The following is a 17,616-nucleotide window of genomic DNA, read 5'->3' as shown; positions in this document are numbered from 1 at the left end:
ATGACCCTGAATCGATCCATGGGCAGAATCGTGTTGGCGGTTGCCGCCATGAGCCTGATCGGGTGCGGCGGCCCTGCCGCGCATGACAGTGTTGCGCCAGACGGCCTTGAAACATCCGGACCATCGGTGGCGCAGTTCGACTGGTTCGACTATTCCGGCGACGATCCCGTATTCGCGAATCCGCCGGAGCCGCAGGAAGGATACCTCAACCCGATCCTGACGGGCTTCTATCCCGATCCCAGCATCACGCGGGCGGGCGATGACTTCTACCTTGTCACATCCACGTTTGCCTATTTCCCCGGGATTCCGGTCATGCATAGCCGCGACCTGGTGAACTGGACGCAGGTCGGCAACGTGATCGACCGGCCGGGCATGCTGGATTTTGACGGCCTCGGTTTATCACGCGGTGTATTCGCTCCGACGATCAGCTATCACGGCGGCACATTCTTCGTCGCGAACACGTGCGTCGATTGCGGTGGCAATTTCATCGTCACCGCCACTGACCCCGCTGGCCCCTGGTCTGACCCCGTCTGGCTGCCGGATATCGGCGGCATTGATCCGTCACTCTTCTTTGACGTGGATGGCAAGGTCTATGTCATGAACAATGATGTGCCCCCGGAGGGCTCGCTCTATGAAGGGCACCGGGCGATCTGGATCCGCGAAGTCGACCCGCAAACGTTCCAGTCGATCTCGGAGCCAGTGGTCCTGATCAATGGCGGTGTCCATCCGGAAGACAAGCCGATCTGGATCGAAGGCCCGCATATCTACCGCATCGGGGATTGGTACTATCTCAGCGCAGCGGAAGGCGGCACGGCTGTCGACCATTCGCAGGTGGTTCTGCGCGCGCAGTCGGTCACAGGGCCGTACACGGCATTTGACGGCAATCCGATCCTCACCCAGCGCCATCTTCCTGAAGACCGACCGGATCCGATCACGTCCGTCGGTCACGCTGATCTTGTGCAGGACGGGGCGGGGCGTTGGTGGGCGACATTCCTGGGCGTGCGACCCTATGAAGATGACTTCTACAATACGGGACGCGAAACCTTCCTGATGCCGGTAGACTGGGAGGACGGCTGGCCGATCATCACGCGCGGGGACGACAAGGTTCCCTATGTGATGACCGAGCGGCCCACCGCGCTTTCGGTCGCCACGCCGTCCACTCCGACATCCGGGAATTTTGCAATCCGCGAGGAATTTGACGGCGACACGCTGCCATCCAGCTGGATGACGCTTCGCGTGCCGGAAACCGAATGGTGGTCGCTGGCGGACAGGAAACTCCGTATCAAGGCGCGGCCGGTGCCCCTCGGCGCTGGTGCCCAGCCATCGCTGTGGGGCCGGCGCCAGCAGCACCAGAACGCTGTTGCGACGACATCCCTGACGTTCTCGGCAAAGGGCCCCGACGACGAGGCCGGATTGGCGGCACTGCAGAGCGATGACTATTTCTACGCCCTTGGCCTGACGCGGAACGAGGCCGGTGAATCGCTCATCCGTTTGCGCAAGCGCGCGGGGCCAACGTCACCTGTGGCTGGAGACATGATAGCATCCCGGGCTATCAGCTTGCGGGATGGCCAGCCGATCGAGCTTCGGATCACGGCGCGGGCCGATGCCTATGATTTCAGCTACAGGCTGGAAGGCGATGAGGCCTGGACGAAACTCGCCAGCGACGTCGACGGGAAGCTCCTCAGCACACGGGAAGCGGGCGGCTTCGTCGGCGCCATATTCGGCCTCTACGCCGAATCTGCGTCGGTCTCCGACTGATACCGAAGTTCAAACAGACGCAAGATCGTCGGCGGCGCAATTCTCGGCAATGAACCGGTCATGCATGTCGGGTCGCAGAGGCTCGCTGGTTATGGCCGGAAACCATTAGCGTCGTTGAACAGTTCGCTCCTCCATGCGATCATCAGCCTTCTCGATACACCGGCCTCACGCCAGAACCTCAAGGCCACTTTGGCGACCAGCCTTGCGCGGCAGGCGGGCTTGATTCCGCGAAAGCCCTGATAACCCGCGGCCAGATTGTCCGGAGCACCTGTAATGAAGAAAATCCTGCTTTCAATTGTTGTCGTCATGGCCCTGGCCGGGTGTTCCCGTCTGGGGGCTGGCAATGCGCCGACGCCCGTTGAGGCACACGGCGCCTTGTCCGTGCAGGGAAATCGCATTGTCGGCGAAACAGGCCAGCCCGTATCCTTGGCAGGCGTCAGCTTCTTCTGGAGTACGACTGGAGGCGGGCAGGAGAAATTCTATGCAAGCAAGACAGTCCGGCGGTTCGCAAAGGACTGGAACGCCAGCCTTGTCCGGGCGGCGATATCTGTTGATCCAGAGGGTGGCTATCTCTCTGATCCTGACGCGAATCTCGCACGCGCGGTCGCCGTCATCGACGGTGCGATTGACGAGGGAGTTTACGTCCTGGTGGACTGGCATTCCCACCGGGCAGAGGAGCATCCCGAAGCGGCCGTCGCATTTTTCCAGACCATCGCCCGGCGATATGGAGACCGCCCCAATCTCATCTACGAAATCTATAATGAGCCGCTCGACACTGCGGACTGGTCCGATGTCATCAAGCCCTATGCGCAGACAGTGATCGAAGCCATTCGCGAGATCGATCCGGACAACCTGATCGTGGTCGGAACGCAGAGCTGGTCACAGGATGTCGACAAGGCCGCGGCCGATCCGCTGGTCGGTGCCGGGAACGTTGCCTACGCGCTCCACTTCTATGCAGGCAGCCACAAGGCGGCGCTGCGCGAGAAGGCCCAGGCCGCGCTCGACGCAGGCATCGCCCTGTTCGTGACCGAGTGGGGCGGAGTCAATTATGACGGCGACGGCGCCGTTGATACGGCGTCGGTGCTCGAATGGATGGACTTCATCCGCGAGAACCAACTCTCGCACGCCAATTGGGCGGTCAGCGACAAGGAAGAAGGCGCTTCCCTGTTCAAGCCGGGCACACGTCCGACCGGGCCGTGGCGTGATCGTGATCTCACCGAGTCCGGCCGTCTTGTGCGCAACCTGTTGGCCACCTGGGATCAGGCACCCGGCGACGGGGCCGTGCCGACCCCGGCGCCCTAGCGGCGGGCCTGCGGGCTGGCGGGCGGGCCGAGATAGGCGTCCGGCACCGGTCCGCGCGCCAGCGTGACATGCTCGAACACGACGCCAGGGTCCACCATCCACAATGTCACGTGTTGCAGGCCCGCCTGCTCAATCACGTGTTCGGTACGCTGGACGTTTGCGTAGTCTGCGACTGTCAGGCGCCAGGCTTCCGGCGATGTGTCCCTGTTGATGTTGACGACCTGGGGCGGTGCGTCATTGACGGAGATTGCATATCGCAGGCCGCCCTTGCCGCGGAAGTCGAGGCTTGGCGCAAGTGTCACGTCGGCAGTGTAGGTGCCGGGCTCAGTGACGTAGATATTGTAGTCCAGGCGTGGCGAACCGTCGGCTCCGGGCGTCTGCGATGCCGCCGTAACGGGAAACGGCGTGATGCTGTCGCCTGTGCGCCCGAGATTGGGAATGATTTTCCATTGCACAGTATCGCCATTTCCAAACCGGTGGGCATCGGATGCATCGAAACTGACAATACCCCCGGTCTCGATGAACGGGTGCCCTTCAGCCGGCACTTCGAACGTGTGTACAGGGATTGTCACGGGAATACGGGTCTCGCCGCTGCTGACCCAGACACTGGCCGACGACGTTCCAGCAGGAACCCGTGCCCAGTCGATCGACACCGTGACCGGTATCTCGGTCTTCACGATCATCTCGGGCGCGGACAGGCGCACCCAGTCCGCGTCTGTCGATACCTCGAACGGGAACGGCGTCTGGCCACCATTGAACACGTCGAATGTCTGGACAGGGCGGCCGTAGGGATCGAAGACCGGCATGGTGAGAACAGCGTCGACCGTCATCGAAACGTCTTCCGTGCCCGGTACCGACACACCCGGCAGGGCGGGGGCCGGCACGTCGATGCGCACCACGTCCGGCATGTTGTTCTGTTCGGGCTGCTGCCAGTAGGAGTAGCCGATATGGGTCTGGGACATGAGGTGGTTCCATTTCCCGTCCGAAATGTCCTCATGGTATATCCGGGCCAGTTCCGCATCTTTTGCGAATAATTGCTCGACGCGATCGGCGAGCGCGTTCGTCGACGCGCGGTGCTGTTGCGCATGGAGGTGGTTTTTCGCTGCAGTGACATACAGCTCATTCAGGTTCGCGGCGGCATGGATCGGAAACCAGACGAGTTGCATGTAGGCGTCGTCCTGTGACGCCGGCAGCTCGGCCCGCAGCGCCGTGGCTCGCTCGGCGAGGGCGTTATAGTCCGCCACCACCCGGTCTGCCTCGCGATAGTTCAGCAGGCTGTACGTGCCCGGTTCCAGGAGTTCCGGTTTCCGGCGCGCATTGTATTTCGTGTAGGTGGTGAGGAGCGCGCCGATCTCGGCGGCATGCGCCGGACCGAACTGTTCCGCAGCCCACTCGGCCGGATAGGCCGCGAGGCGGTCGAGGGGAATGTCTGCGGGGTCCCACGCCAAGTCGAGGAAGAAGTCGATGGGAAATTCCATCGGCTTCAGGTCGCCGACATTCACGATCCAGATGTCCTTCGCGCCATAGGCGTCTGCCAGGTTCATCTGTTCCCACACCCGTTCGATCTGTGTGGTGTTGATCCATTTGTAGTTTCTCGGGTCGCCGACATAGTCGAAGTGATAGTACACGCCATACCCGCCATCGCGTTCGACGCCGGGCTCGGGCAGCCGGCGGATGTTGCCCCAGTTGTCGTCGGCGAACAGCAGCGTCACGTCATCCGGCACCTGCATGCCCTGGTCGTAATAGTCCTGCACCTCCTTGTAGAGCGCCCATATCTGGGGTGTCTCGGACGCAGGCTTGCCGGTAACGTCCTCGATAATCTCGCGCTGGTTCCTGACGATGCGCTCCAGCAGGCCGATGGCCGTGCCTTCCGTCATGGCCTCGTCGCCGTCTCCGCGCATGCCGATGGTGACGATCGCCTCGCGGTCACCGATGCGCTCCATGCCATAGCGCCAGAAGGCATCCAGCGTGTCCTTGTTGGTGGCGTAGTTCCAGTCGTCCGTGCCATAGCGCTCCCATTCCACGTGCGCCCGGCCGAGCGGTTCGTGATGCGATGTGCCGATGACGATCCCGTATTCATCGGCCAGCTCTGCGTTCAACGGGTCATCGTCATAGAAGGCCTTGCCCCACATGGCCGGCCACAGGTAATTCGCCTTCAGGCGCAGCAGCAGGTCATAGACATGCTCGTAGAAGCCGTGATTGAACCCGCCGAATTTTTCGTTGACCCAGCCATAGAGGGCCGGGTTCTCGTCATTCAGGAATATGCCGCGATACTTGACCTCCGGCTTCTCCACCCGGCGACCCGGCGCCACATATAGCGCGTCGATCGGCTCGATGGGCACATCGGCCCACCAGGCCCAGGGCGATACACCGGCCCGGTCGAGCAGGTCATAGACACCGTAAATGGTGCCCCGCTTGTCGGCGCCGGTGATGACCAGCGCGCGTTCAACCCCATCGAACGGCCGATCGATCACTTCCTGCGAGAACGCCTCCCATTCGCCGGCAACCCCGTCCGCGCTGATGCGCCCCTGGTCGCGCAGCTGCGATACCCAGCGCGATTTTCCCAGCTCCCCAACAATGATCAGGTTCGCTGTGTCCCCGGGAATCGCCGTGCGTATTTCCGGTCGCGCGCCTCCGCGCTTTTCAAGGTCCGCCTGCAGGTTCCTGACAGCGCGCAACACGCCGGTATCCTCGGCAGGATCGACAAGGATGGCGGTGGCCGCGCCATTGTCGAAGAGCGGGAACGCGCCATCGAACGGATGGGCGACAATGTCAGCGGCAGGCATGTGGACGACCGGACCGGTCTCCACAGGCGTCTGGGCGCAGGCTGGAACCGTGCACAACATCACCAGTGGCAGGAGACGGGCGGCCACGCCGACCAGAATAGCCCCTTTTTTAACGTCTTTCATGGCTGTTGCGCTCCCTTTGGTCCGTTTGCCGTTGAACAGACTCGTGTTTTCGTTTAGCCAAAATGTTAACGCCATCATTTTCTGGCGCAACCCTTATCTGAAGGGCCAGCGACCAGGACCGGCGAAGACAGGACAAAGTCAGAAAAACAAACCCGGGGAGGGAACAGAATGGCAAATCATGGACACAGAGGGGCACTGGCATGCGCCGTTGCACTCATCATGGCGGGCTGCAGCTCGGTCGCGCCTCCCGAAAGTGACGACACAGCAGACGCGCTCGCTCCGGCGCAGGAAACGGCGGCCGCTGCGGCGCCTGACACCGATGTGACGCTCTGGCCGCAGGTGTCGAGCGATCTGAACTCACCCGCCATCGAAGCCCGCATCGACGCGCTCATGGCGAAAATGACGCTCGAACAGAAGGTTGGCCAGGTGATCCAGGCCGACAACGGATCGATCACGCCAGAAGAGGTGAAACAATACCGCATCGGCTCGGTTCTCAGCGGCGGCAATTCCGGCCCGGACGGCAAGCCCTATGGCACCATTGATGAATGGGTCGCGGATGTCGACGCCTACTATGCTGCCTCGGTCGACCCCGAAGGCGTTGAAGTCGCCATCCCGATCATCTGGGGGATCGACGCGGTCCACGGGCACAATAACGTCATCGGCGGAACACTCTTCCCGCACAATATCGGCCTCGGTGCGATGCGTGATCCCGACCTGATGGGCGAAATCGCCCGCGTCACCGCCATCGAACTGCGCACCACAGGGCATGACTGGACCTTCGCGCCCACCGTAGCCGTGCCGCGTGATGACCGTTGGGGCCGCTCCTATGAAGGTTTCGGGGAAGACCCGGAAATCGTCGCGACCTATTCCGGGAAGATCGTCGAGGGCCTGCAAGGCACGTTCGGGTCGGACGAATTCCTCAATGACACGCACATCATTTCCACCGCCAAGCACTTCCTCGGCGATGGCGGCACGACCGGCGGCCAGGACCAGGGCGATACCCAGCTCTCCGAGGCTGATCTCGTGCGCCTGCATGCGGCTGGCTATCCGCCGGCGATCGAGGCCGGCGCCCTGTCGGTCATGGCATCCTTTTCGGAGTGGAACGGTACGAAGATTCATGGCGACCACTACCTCCTGACCGATGTCCTGAAGAACCGCATGGGGTTTGACGGCTTCATCGTCGGGGACTGGAATGCCCACGGCCAGATTGACGGCTGCACGAATGATGATTGCCCGGCCGCCCTGCTTGCCGGTCTCGACATGTACATGGCCCCCGACAGCTGGCGCGGACTCTACAAGAACACGCTCGCTGAAGTGAAATCCGGCGTGATCCCGCAGGAACGGCTCGATGATGCCGTCCGGCGCATCCTGCGTGCCAAGCTCTACTTCGGGATATTCGACCAGCCACGGCCATCCGAGCGCCCCCTTGCCGGAAGGGCCGACCTGCTCGGCACCCCGGAGCACCGGGCGGTCGCGCGCCAGGCTGTGCGGGAATCCCTCGTCCTGCTGAAGAACCAGGGTGGTGTTCTGCCAATCCGTCCTGACGCCAAAGTGCTCGTTGCCGGGGAAGGGGCAGACAATATCGCGAAACAGGCCGGCGGGTGGTCTCTCACCTGGCAAGGCGGCGTGACCGATGCCGCCGCCTTCCCGAATGCCCAATCCATTCTCGATGGAATCCGCGAGGCCGGCAGCAACGTCACCTACAGCCTCGATGGCAGCTACACGGACCGGCCCGATGTTGCGATCGTCGTCTTCGGGGAAGATCCTTATGCGGAATTCCGGGGCGATATCGTGAACGTGGCCTACGACCTTGATGGTACGAGAGAACTCGTGCTCCTGCAGAAATTGAAGGCGGAAGGCATTCCGGTTGTCAGCGTCTTCCTGTCGGGGCGACCGCTCTGGGTCAACCGCGAACTCAACGCCTCCGACGCCTTCGTGGCAGCCTGGCTTCCCGGCAGCGAAGGTGGCGGCGTTGCCGATCTCCTGATCGGTGATGCAGAGGGGGCGCCGCGCTTCGATTTCAGGGGCAGGCTATCCTTCTCCTGGCCAAGGCGCGCAGACCAGACGCCCCTCAATGTGGGGGACGCCGATTACGATCCATTGTTCACCTACGGCTATGGCCTCACCTATGCCGCGCCGGCTGCGGTCGGCGAACTCGATGAGTCGGTCGCGGAGGGGATTGCCACTGCGAATGCCAGCAGCACCTTCTTTGAAAACGGTGATTTCGCTGCCGGCTGGACGGCGATGATCTTTGGCGATGTCACACAGGCGCGTGTCGATCACATGGCGCAGGAAGATGCGCTTCTGTTCCGGTTTGCCGGGACGGGGCAGGGCGATGTCGCATTCAGCGATGGCACCCCGCGCAACTACCTGCGCGAATCCAATGGCGATATCGAACTGGCGATCACGATGAAGTCGGACGTGGACGGACGTGTCGAGATCGGCATGCGCTGCGACAGCGATGACTGTGCCAGCTTCCAGCCGCTGACGGCCACCCAGGCGGCGGCCAATGAGTGGACCGAGGTCAGAGTATCGCTCAGCTGCTTCAGCGATCTGGACCTGACCTCCGTCTTGTCGCCGTTCAGCCTGCGGGTAACGGGGGCTGGTTCGGTGGCCGTGTCTGATGTCCGTTTCCTCGAGGACGCGGATGCGCAGGAAACATGTCTCGGTGAGTAGGCGCGTTCCGGACGACGGGATCGGCCGGCGCGCCGATTCCGTCATCAGCATTTCGTCTCACGGCTATGAGGTGAGGGTTGATCCCGTCCACGGTGGCCGGATTGTGTCGGCAACTTATCTCGGCCTGGATGTCTTGCGCCCGCAGACAGGGGGATCCAATGCCAGTGCCCTGGAATCGGCCTGCTTTCCGCTTGTGCCGTTCTCGAACCGTATCCGGAACGGCACGTTCGAGTATGCGGGACAGCAATACCACCTGGCGGAAAACTGGGATGGCGATGCCCATGTGATCCATGGGGAAGGGTGGCAACGCCCATGGAACGTGACCGCCACTGATGCGGCTTATGCCGGCCTCGCGTTGCACGGGTCGGCCTGGTGGCCGTGGCGGTATGACTGCTACCAGGACATCGCTGTCGGAGAGCACGGCATCGGACTCTCCCTGCGGCTGAGGAATACGGACACGGTGCCGGTGCCGGCTGGGCTCGGCTTTCATCCGTATTTTCCGCGCACGCCACGCACGCGCCTCCAGTTCGATGCGCGAGCTGCCTGGCCGCCAATGGGCAGCGATGATGAAGGCGTATTGGCACTGGACCCGGCCAACGGCTTTGGCGCCATGCGGCCCGTGTCTGACGTGGTGCTGGACCACTGCTACGAAGGCTGGGATGGCACCGCACGGATCATCCAGCCCGATTCCGGCCTTGAGGTGACAGTGGCGGCGCTGACAGGCGCATCCCATTGTGTTGTCTACACCCCTGCCGATGCACCCTACTTCTGCTTCGAGCCGGTCTCGCATCGTACCGGTGCCTTCGAGGCAGCCAGCCCGGAAGATGCAGGCCTGAGGCAACTCGAACCCGGTGAAACTCTGGAACTCGCGATTGTCATCGCGGCGCAAGTGAGCAACTGATCCGTTATCACACGGTCCGGGCATACCTCACTCTCTCCCCACCCTCATCCGACCCCTATGCCGCCCATGCCATACTGCCTGCATGACCGGCAGCAGCGATTTCATCACGCATGGCCTTTCCGAAGCGCGCCTCGCGCTGACGAACATTATCGGCATGACCAATATCCACCTGAAGCCGCAGACGCTGACGCGCAGCCTGAAGCGGCGGGCCATGGCGCGCCTTGTCCAACTCGAGATCATCGTGCGACGGTTGCTGACCCTGATGGCGCTGGCCCTGCAACTGGCACCGGTGCACCCCCGCGCACGGGCCGTGTCCACGCCGCTGCCGGACGGCGTTGAACTCATCAGCTTCCCGGCGCCGCGGCGCTTCGCGCTTTCGGCGAGATTGCAGGCTGCGTTCGATCCGGATGCGTCCGTGCATTTTCCGTGCACTGTCCGTGCCTGTGGGCCTGTTCCTGCCGCGCCTTTCCTCGACCGGGTCTCGTCCCTCTACAGGGTGCTTGCAGCGCCCGAAGTGCATGCCAGGCGCCTCGCGCGCAGCCTTGAGCGCCAGAAAAGGCGCGGCGATCCCCGGCCCTGCGCACTGCCGATGGTCGGCACCTATCGCCTGCGGCCCGAGCTCGGCATTGTCGCCACTGCCTTGCCCGGCATGCTCGCCGCCGCCCTCGAAAGCTGGGACAATACCAGCTGAATCCCCCACTCAATCAGACAGTTTTGCCGGACACTGAAAGCGGGGTCCGGGCAGGTGTGCAGCGCTAGGTATCGCCGGGCGCGCCTGCGTTCCTTCCGCGTCATGTCCCGTGCGGACGGAAATTGGTGCAATTCTTCAAAGGTCTATAACCGACCCCGACTTTGCCATTGACCTTGTGGGCCACTCGGCCATTATGGTTAAAGCGACATTAACCAGTAGAGGGGGGCTCACATGGTCGGTTGCGGACAAATGTTGGGACGAATCAGGACGATCATAGCCATCACGGGACTGACGTCGGCGCTTGCGGCGCCCGCAGCCTTTGCCGATGCGCCCAAGAGTTGCATTGATCTCGGTGCGCCTGCAACGCAGATCAGTACGGCGTGCAAGGAAACTGCGGACAGTCGCAGCGTCCAGGTCTACAAGGCCGGAATCGCAGCGTACAATGCAGCACGAGCCTATCTCCGCCCCTCCGGTTCGACCGCTGATTATGCCGCCGCCGCGCAACTGATCGAGGCATCATTCCGGCAACTTCCCGATGCGGATCTTCTCAGCAACAACAAGGCGACGCTGGGGTTCAGCAAGAACCGGGACTGGAAGAGATGGCAGAAAGCGCCGCGCGTGGAATTCCGTTTTGACCGGGCGCTCGACAATGCAACGGCGCTGGAAGGCCTCGCCACCACCACGCCATTCCGCGCAACGCCCGTTTGCGCGACCAGCGATGCCTGCCTGAACAAGGCGATCGACCGCTTGGCCAATGCGGATATCGTCGCCCCCTTTGCTTCGGCGAATACGTCGGACGGCGGGCGCTACAACGAATTCTACTACCGGCGGGGAACGTTGTTCGCCAGCCGTGGCAACCCTGCCGACCTCGACAGCGCGCTCGACAATTTCCGCAAGGTTCTCGACAGCCAGCGCAGCGAACGCAAGGCGGATGCAGCCGCAGCACTGGAGCGCCTGGCGCTCAAGGCTGCTGACGAGAACCTCGCGCTTGGCGGCACGTCCCTCAACCAGGCGATCCGCTATTATGGCATTGCCCTGGCAGCCAAACCGTCCAGCTGGCGTGCAAACAAGGGCCTTGGCGACACTTACATGAAGCTTTGCCGCGATACGGCTTCCACGCCTGCCCAGCGCGTGCCGAACTGCCTGTCGGCAAGAAGTGCCTTCGATTCTGCCAAGACACAGGCATCCGGCGCGGATCTGTCCGGGGTCTATGTGGGGCTCGGTGAATCACTCGGAATCGCGTCGGCCGAACTGGCCAAGCTCAATCCCAACGATCCGAATGTCGTCCTGTACTCGCAAGCGTCGATTGATGCTTACGGGATGGCGGCAAGCGCGGGTGGCGGAAATGCCGAAGCGCAACTGGCGCTCGCCAAGGCACTGGAAGGATCGCAACCGGCACAGGCCAGCGACGCCTACCGGAACTATGTCGGGCAAAAGCTGGCCTATCCGGAGTGGATTGCCGCCGGATGGCAATTGCCCGTCGCATCGCAGTTCCAGCAGAAGCTGAACATGGTTTCCGCTGGCACCGACAGACGCAACATCGCTGAAGCGATCCTGGCCATCTACCGCCTGCAGAAGGGCTCGCTGAACCACAGCGTCAAACTCAGCCTGCTCGAAGCCGCACGTGCCGCGCAGCCATCAATGAACGATGCATCGATCGAAATCGGCAAGCTCTACCTCAAGCCGCCGGCGAATTACGGGGCCGCCTACAAGGCATTCCACGACGTGATCCTGGCGACTGGCGGAGACAACGGCCCGCCGTCCGCAGGCCAGGAAGCAACGCGCGCTGAAGCCTTCTATCAGCTCAGCCGGGTTGAGGCCGCGAAACTCTCGGTCACGACGGCCCAGACATCGGACAGTGGCGTGGATTATGCGCAGAAGGCGTTCTCGCTGAATGGTGGCGAAGTCCGCTACAAGAAGGCCGCCTGCCTTGCGTACATCACGACATTCAAGGTGACGCGGGACAAACCCGCAACCGCCAGCTGGTGTTCGGGAATCGGCGGGTCGGACGGCCAGCTCCTGCTCGGCATGTACTTCCTGCGGGTTGCGCAGACGGCTCCGATGTCCCAGCGCAACGGCTTGCGTGACGAGGCGCAGACTGCGTTCATCCAGGGCCTTCGCCTCGTGCCTCAGGCCGTGCCGCCAGCAAAGCCCGAGGTCTTCAAGAGCGAATGGCCTGGCGCCGACGATTCCATGCCGATGACGACGCTGCTGGAATACGGTCGCGGCAAATCTATCGCGTGCAATGGCGCATCGCTGAACCTTCCGCTGACACCGGAAGAGATCGGCGAGGCGGAGAAGCAGTTCAAATTCTTCCAGCTGGGGCCGTGCTAGCGGTAGGCATCTTTTTTTCAGGAGTTAACAAAAATGGAAATCGTCAAATCAGAAGGTCTCTCGCACGGCAGTATGCCGACAGTATTCGAGGAACGGACGCTCTTTTCCCCACCACAGCCACCCGTCATTGATGCGCAGTATTCACAAAAACGGGGTGGGTCCGTCCTGCCCGCGATCATCTTCCTTTTCATGCTCGTGCCGTGTGCAGGGCTTGGCTACATGGTCTACCAGAGTTCCGGCCAGGTCGAAGAGATGCGCCAGCAGATCGAAGGCATGAAGACCGATGACACTGCCGGCGAGATCGCTGGCCTGAACGCACAGATCGCCGCGCTCACGACCGAGCGCGACGCCCTCAAGGTTGAAGTCACGACCGTGACCGACAGCCAGTCCATGTTTGACAAGGATATCGGGCGTCTGGTGTCAGAAAGCGCGGCCCTCACAACCGAGATCAACGACCTGCTTGCGGGCCAGCGCAAGGGCGGCCCGGCGATTCCGGTCAGCCTTCGCACTATCCCCGACACGTGGGACGATCAGGCGATTGAAATTCTCCAGAAACATGTCGATGGCCTCAAGGCACACAAGGTGAAGGTGATTGGCAATCGCCCGCTCCCGCCCAAGCCGACAACAGGCACGATTTCGGGCACGCCACGGCCTTAGCAGAACAAGCAGGAAGGATCATTCGAGCAATGACCGAATCGCAACAATCAGGAAATACGAATATGAGCGATGTACAAATCATCTTCACTCCCACGACGACCGAGAAGGCCACGACACCGCTCGACCTGGATGAGATTGCCCGTGACTTCCAGTCGAACACTGACTGGAACATTCCCGAAGCCTACATGTGCCTGATCCTGTCGGCCGCATTCGCCGATGGCGAGCTCGCAGCCGAGGAAAAGCAGGAAATCGCGGCGCTGGTCATGCGGTCCCGTACCATGAAAAGGCTCGACCAGTCCGAACTGGCCAAGGTCAACGCGACCGTGAACGAGCGGCTTCACTCCCGTCCAAACGGGCTGGCAGAAGCCTGCAGCTCGATTCCCGTTGACATGCGGCTGTCCGTCTTCGCGCATTGCGTGGATATTGTTCTGGCTGATGGCGAACTGCGCCAGTCCGAAGCCGATTTCCTCAATCGCATCACGTCAATGCTTCGCCTGGATGCCGACAAGGCCAAGCAGGTGCTGACGGTTGTGATGCTGAAGAACCGGTACTGACGGAGGCGTCGAACAGAACAGGCCGAAACAGGGTAGCGATATTGTGCAGGAGGGGATTGCGGGCATTCCTGCCGCCTCCTGCGAACCGGTAAGGGCAATTGTGTTTCGATCCGATTGGGTGAAGGAAGATGAATTCGAACTCTGCCATCGACAATTCAGCTCAGGAGGACCTTCAGGTTCTCGCTACGATCCTGGAGAACGAGCGCAAGGGGCATTGCCACATCCGGTCGATCTGTTTCGGCATGTTCGTGTTCAGCTTCCTGCTGCTCGTTGGCGCAATGGGAGTGATCGGGTTCTCGTTCATTTCCAGCGTCAGCAGCGGCGGTGAAAAGGCATCGCCGATGATCCTTCAGGTTCTGGCGCCCCTCTCGGCGGCGATGATCGGCTTTTTTGCGAGCTGGTGCGCCGCCCACAATTGCATCAATTCGATAGACCGGTCGCTTTATGCAGCGCAGGCCCGGAAATACCAGTTGTTCGAAGGGTTCGTCCGCGAACTCCAATGCGCGAGCAAGAAAAAGCGCAGCCTTCTCCTGGACATGGTCGGTTCAGTACTAGCTTAGGAAAAGCACCATGTCGGATTCAGCCGAACGGCAACTGATCGAGCTCGTCTCGCGAGAACAGCGTGGTTTGCGGCGCATACTGGTCGTCGGGATCACGACGCTCGTGCTCGTCGTCGCGATGTCTGCGGCATTGGGTTACTATTATTATGTCGTCGCCGAGGACCTGTCGGTAAAATCCAGGACCCTGACCGAAGATTCAGTCCGGCTGGAGAAGGCCGCGTTCAAGATGCGCCGGGATATTGACCAGCAGAAGAACCGGGCTGCCGGGCAGGACCTCGATATCCGGCGGGCATACGAGGAAATCCGCCAGATCTACACAACGGCAGCGGGACGGGAGACGTCAGCGGAGGTTCTTCCGGTGGTTGTCGCCTATCTGCAACGCGGCCGCCATTCACTGGCAGATGAACACCTGATCGAAGCCAGGGCGAAGAAGGCCGGGACCGATCCGCAAGGCCAGCTCGTCAAAGGCACCGCCGGACTGCTCGCCTGGGACCGCAGCGGCAGCGCGATTCAGGACAAGTCCGTGGGCCTTCCGGCATCGCTGCAGGCAGCACAAGAGGCCTTCGTATCCGCGTCGGCTGACCCGGACTTGCGACAGTTGGCGCAGACCGGCCTTGCCTGGATCAGCTTCATCGACGCGGCGTCGACGCGCTCGAGCTACAGCGTGGAAGCCTGCCAGAAAGTCAGCGACCTGGTGGGCAAGATCGGCGACGATGCCGAACTGGGGCTCCAGCCGCTCTACTGGCGCGCCCAATGCAACCGCAAGATGGGCCGGACACGCGACGCATTGAATGACTATTCGCTGGCCCTGAACAAGGTCGATCCGGAAACCGACGATACGCCCGATCGCTCGGAGCAGACCCTGCAGATGAACGCCTTTCACGGCCTGGGAACTGTGCTGATCACGACCGCCGACTTGCCGGCGGATGCGGATGTGGACGCGGCGCGCGCGCTGGCCGAACGGGTGTGCGAAGTACGCGAGACCGGCGAGGGGTCCGCCCTGATGAAGCTGACTCGCGCCTGCCTTGATCAGGCGATTGCGTTGCGGGTCAAGCTGGGTGAAACGGAAAACCAGCAGAGTGGGTCAGGCGAGAACAAGAGTTTCACCTACCTGCGCGATCAGGACTTCCAGGGCGCGTTTGACCATGCCCAGAAGATTGAAAAGACCGGACTGTTTGCATGGAACGAACTTGTCCGGGCCCTGTCCGCTGAAAAAGTGGGAGAGGTAGAGGTTGCCCGCCAGGCGCGCCGGAATGTCTCCATGTTTTCGCCCGAGCAATTCAACATTTGCGAACTGAAGGCCCTTATGATCCCGGAAATCTATGAGAGCGGGCGTGAGATGATTTCAGTCGAGCACGACAATGTCGAAGTCGATTGCAAATAGCCTGATCTTGCTGTGTTGAGACAGGGCCATGTCGAAAGTCACACGCGCCACCCAACTGCTCGCGAAGGCAGGTGTTGCCTTCAGCGTTCACACCTATGCCTACGATCCCACTGCCGAGCGGATCGGGATGCAGGCTGCTGAAGCGCTTGGCGCGGCGCCTGATCGCGTCCTCAAGACCCTTATGGTGCTGGTTGACGGCAAGCCCGCCTGTGCAATCATTCCGTCGGATCACGAAGTCTCGATGAAGCGGCTGGCAGCGGCGCTTGGCAGCAAGGCGGCGCAGATGATGACCCCCGCAGATGCCGAACGGATAACCGGCTACAAGGTTGGTGGCATCAGCCCCTTTGGCCAGAAACGCGCCATTCAGACCGTGATCGAGATGCAGGCCCTGGAGCATGATCTGGTCTACATCAATGGCGGCCAACGCGGGCTGCAGGTCCGGCTGGACCCGGCTGACGCTGTTTCGGTCCTGAACGCAGTCGCTGCACCGCTGGTTGCCTGAGCATTTCTGCTCAGCCACCTGTATGGGGCAAACGCAAATGTGACCTTGATGGCGATCTTGCACTTTGCCGGATACGTTATCATCTCAATCCCATGCGGGATCCGGCAATTACGGCCGGCATCGCTGGAAGACTGGCTTTTCCGGGTACACAATCGCGCCAGGCTGGCGCGGATCATCAGTGGAGAATGGCATGAAGGACGTCGCCGTCATCGGGTATTGTCGTACAGCGATTGCAAAAGCCAAACGCGGCGCGCTCAACCAGACCCACGGTATCCCGCTGGCAGCGCATGTCCTGACTCACGCGCTGGAACGGGCGCAGGTTGATGCCGGCGAGATAGAGGACGTGGTGCTCGGCTGCGGCCTACCGGAAGGTGCGACGGGGCACAATGTCGCCCGCAATGCTGCGCTTGCCGCCGGCCTCGGCGTGGGTGTGCCGGGTGTCACGATCAACCGGTATTGCGGCTCGGGTATCACCGCCGCGTCGATGATCGCCAGCAGGATAGCCACCGGAGAAATTCAGGCCGGAATTGCGGGTGGTGTGGAAAGCATCAGCCTTGTCCAGTTCAACATGAACTTCAACGGGTTCTTCTACGAGCCGCTGCAGCTGAAAATGCCGGCGGTCTGGTGGACGATGAACCAGACAGCCGATTTCGTGTCGCAGAAATACGGAATCACCCGGGAAGCGCAGGACGCCTACGTCGTCGGCAGTCAGCAGCGGGTCGAGGCGGCGTCCCTGGCAGGCAAATTTGCCGAGGAAATTGTCCCGATCACGACAATGAAAAGCGTGACCGACAAGGAGACGAAGCAAACCCGTCTTGAAGAAATCACCCTTGAGCGGGACGAAGGCCCGCGGCCCGGCACCACGCTCGAAGGGCTGGCGTCATTGCCCCCGGTCTACGAGGGCGGTACCACAACGGCCGGTAACGCGTCGCAACTGTCTGATGGCGCTGCCGCGCTGGTAATGATGGACGCAGACCTGGCGGCGCAGCGCGGGCTGCCGATCCTCGGCCTGTTTCGCGGCATGCAGTTGAGTGGTGTGGCGCCCGAGGAAATGAGCATCGCCATTGCTCCGGCTATCCGCAAATTGATGCAGCGCCATGCCCTCACCATGGACGCGATCGACTTGTGGGAACTCCACGAGGCTTACGCTGTCACGACGCTCTACAATCAGGCCGAACTCGAGACTCCCTGGGAGACAACAAACGTCAACGGCGGCGCAATCGCGCTTGGGCATCCCTACGGCATGAGCGGCGTGCGCTATGTCGGATCCACCTTGATGGAACTCGGTCGGCGCGGCGGTGGCAAGGCAATCGTCGGCGTGTGTACGGCTGGCGGTATGGCCACGGCGGCATACCTCGAACGCTAGGTGCGGCAGGTGCTGTGCGCCG

The 17,616-nt window shown here is 61.8% G+C and carries 13 protein-coding genes; 12 read left to right on the top strand and 1 reads right to left on the bottom strand.

Annotated elements, in window-relative coordinates:
- Positions 1-1,758, top strand: a complete 1,758-nt coding sequence (locus HJO_RS05835; RefSeq protein ID WP_051618322.1) for a glycoside hydrolase family 43 protein — start codon at positions 1-3, stop codon at positions 1,756-1,758.
- A gap of 273 nt (positions 1,759-2,031) precedes the next feature.
- A complete protein-coding gene (locus HJO_RS05830) occupies positions 2,032-3,060 on the top strand; it encodes a glycoside hydrolase family 5 protein (RefSeq protein ID WP_206741817.1) in 1,029 nt (342 codons plus the stop codon).
- Here HJO_RS05830 and HJO_RS05825 read toward each other — a convergent pair.
- Complete coding sequence (locus tag HJO_RS05825; RefSeq protein ID WP_162173783.1) at positions 3,057-5,969, bottom strand: glycosyl hydrolase 115 family protein; 2,913 nt, start codon at positions 5,967-5,969, stop codon at positions 3,057-3,059. The two genes, HJO_RS05830 and HJO_RS05825, sit on opposite strands and share 4 nt — an antisense overlap.
- Before the next feature lie 168 nt (positions 5,970-6,137).
- On the opposite strand from HJO_RS05825, the gene HJO_RS05820 reads away from it, so the two are divergent.
- The 10 genes from HJO_RS05820 to HJO_RS05775 all read left to right on the top strand — a co-directional run bounded on the left by HJO_RS05820 (position 6,138) and on the right by HJO_RS05775 (position 17,594).
- Entirely contained in the window at positions 6,138-8,645 is a 2,508-nt protein-coding gene (locus HJO_RS05820) for a glycoside hydrolase family 3 protein (RefSeq protein WP_206741816.1), read from the top strand.
- Positions 8,638-9,546 carry an aldose 1-epimerase gene (locus HJO_RS05815; RefSeq protein WP_051618319.1) on the top strand — a complete coding sequence of 303 codons (909 nt, stop codon included), beginning with the start codon at positions 8,638-8,640 and terminating at the stop codon, positions 9,544-9,546. Before HJO_RS05820 ends, HJO_RS05815 begins: the two co-directional genes overlap by 8 nt.
- 82 nt (positions 9,547-9,628) lie before the next feature.
- Positions 9,629-10,237: a hypothetical protein gene (locus HJO_RS05810; RefSeq protein WP_035614877.1), complete on the top strand. Its 609-nt coding sequence runs from the start codon at positions 9,629-9,631 to the stop codon at positions 10,235-10,237.
- A 249-nt stretch (positions 10,238-10,486) separates the two neighbouring features.
- Positions 10,487-12,571, top strand: a complete 2,085-nt coding sequence (locus HJO_RS05805) for a hypothetical protein (protein ID WP_035614873.1) — start codon at positions 10,487-10,489, stop codon at positions 12,569-12,571.
- Positions 12,572-12,604: 33 nt separating this feature from the next.
- Entirely contained in the window at positions 12,605-13,228 is a 624-nt protein-coding gene (locus tag HJO_RS05800) for a hypothetical protein (protein ID WP_035614871.1), read from the top strand.
- Between the two features lie 62 nt (positions 13,229-13,290).
- Positions 13,291-13,782: a tellurite resistance TerB family protein gene (locus tag HJO_RS05795; RefSeq protein ID WP_035614869.1), complete on the top strand. Its 492-nt coding sequence runs from the start codon at positions 13,291-13,293 to the stop codon at positions 13,780-13,782.
- 128 nt (positions 13,783-13,910) lie between these two features.
- Positions 13,911-14,342, top strand: a complete 432-nt coding sequence (locus HJO_RS05790) for a hypothetical protein (protein WP_035614868.1) — start codon at positions 13,911-13,913, stop codon at positions 14,340-14,342.
- Between the two features lie 10 nt (positions 14,343-14,352).
- Positions 14,353-15,726 (top strand): hypothetical protein, encoded by a 1,374-nt coding sequence (locus HJO_RS05785; protein ID WP_035614865.1) that lies wholly within the window; start codon positions 14,353-14,355, stop codon positions 15,724-15,726.
- Between the two features lie 28 nt (positions 15,727-15,754).
- Positions 15,755-16,228 carry a Cys-tRNA(Pro) deacylase gene (gene ybaK / locus HJO_RS05780; RefSeq protein ID WP_035614862.1) on the top strand — a complete coding sequence of 158 codons (474 nt, stop codon included), beginning with the start codon at positions 15,755-15,757 and terminating at the stop codon, positions 16,226-16,228.
- A 190-nt stretch (positions 16,229-16,418) separates the two neighbouring features.
- On the top strand, positions 16,419-17,594 hold the full coding sequence (locus HJO_RS05775) for a thiolase family protein (protein WP_035614860.1): 1,176 nt from the start codon (positions 16,419-16,421) through the stop codon (positions 17,592-17,594).
- The last annotated feature ends 22 nt before the right edge of the window (positions 17,595-17,616 follow it).

The organism is Hyphomonas johnsonii MHS-2, from assembly GCF_000685275.1.
Classification (GTDB): domain Bacteria; phylum Pseudomonadota; class Alphaproteobacteria; order Caulobacterales; family Hyphomonadaceae; genus Hyphomonas; species Hyphomonas johnsonii.
The sequence above is the reverse complement of the archived record's forward strand: the minus strand, read 5'-3'. Positions and strand labels throughout refer to the sequence as shown.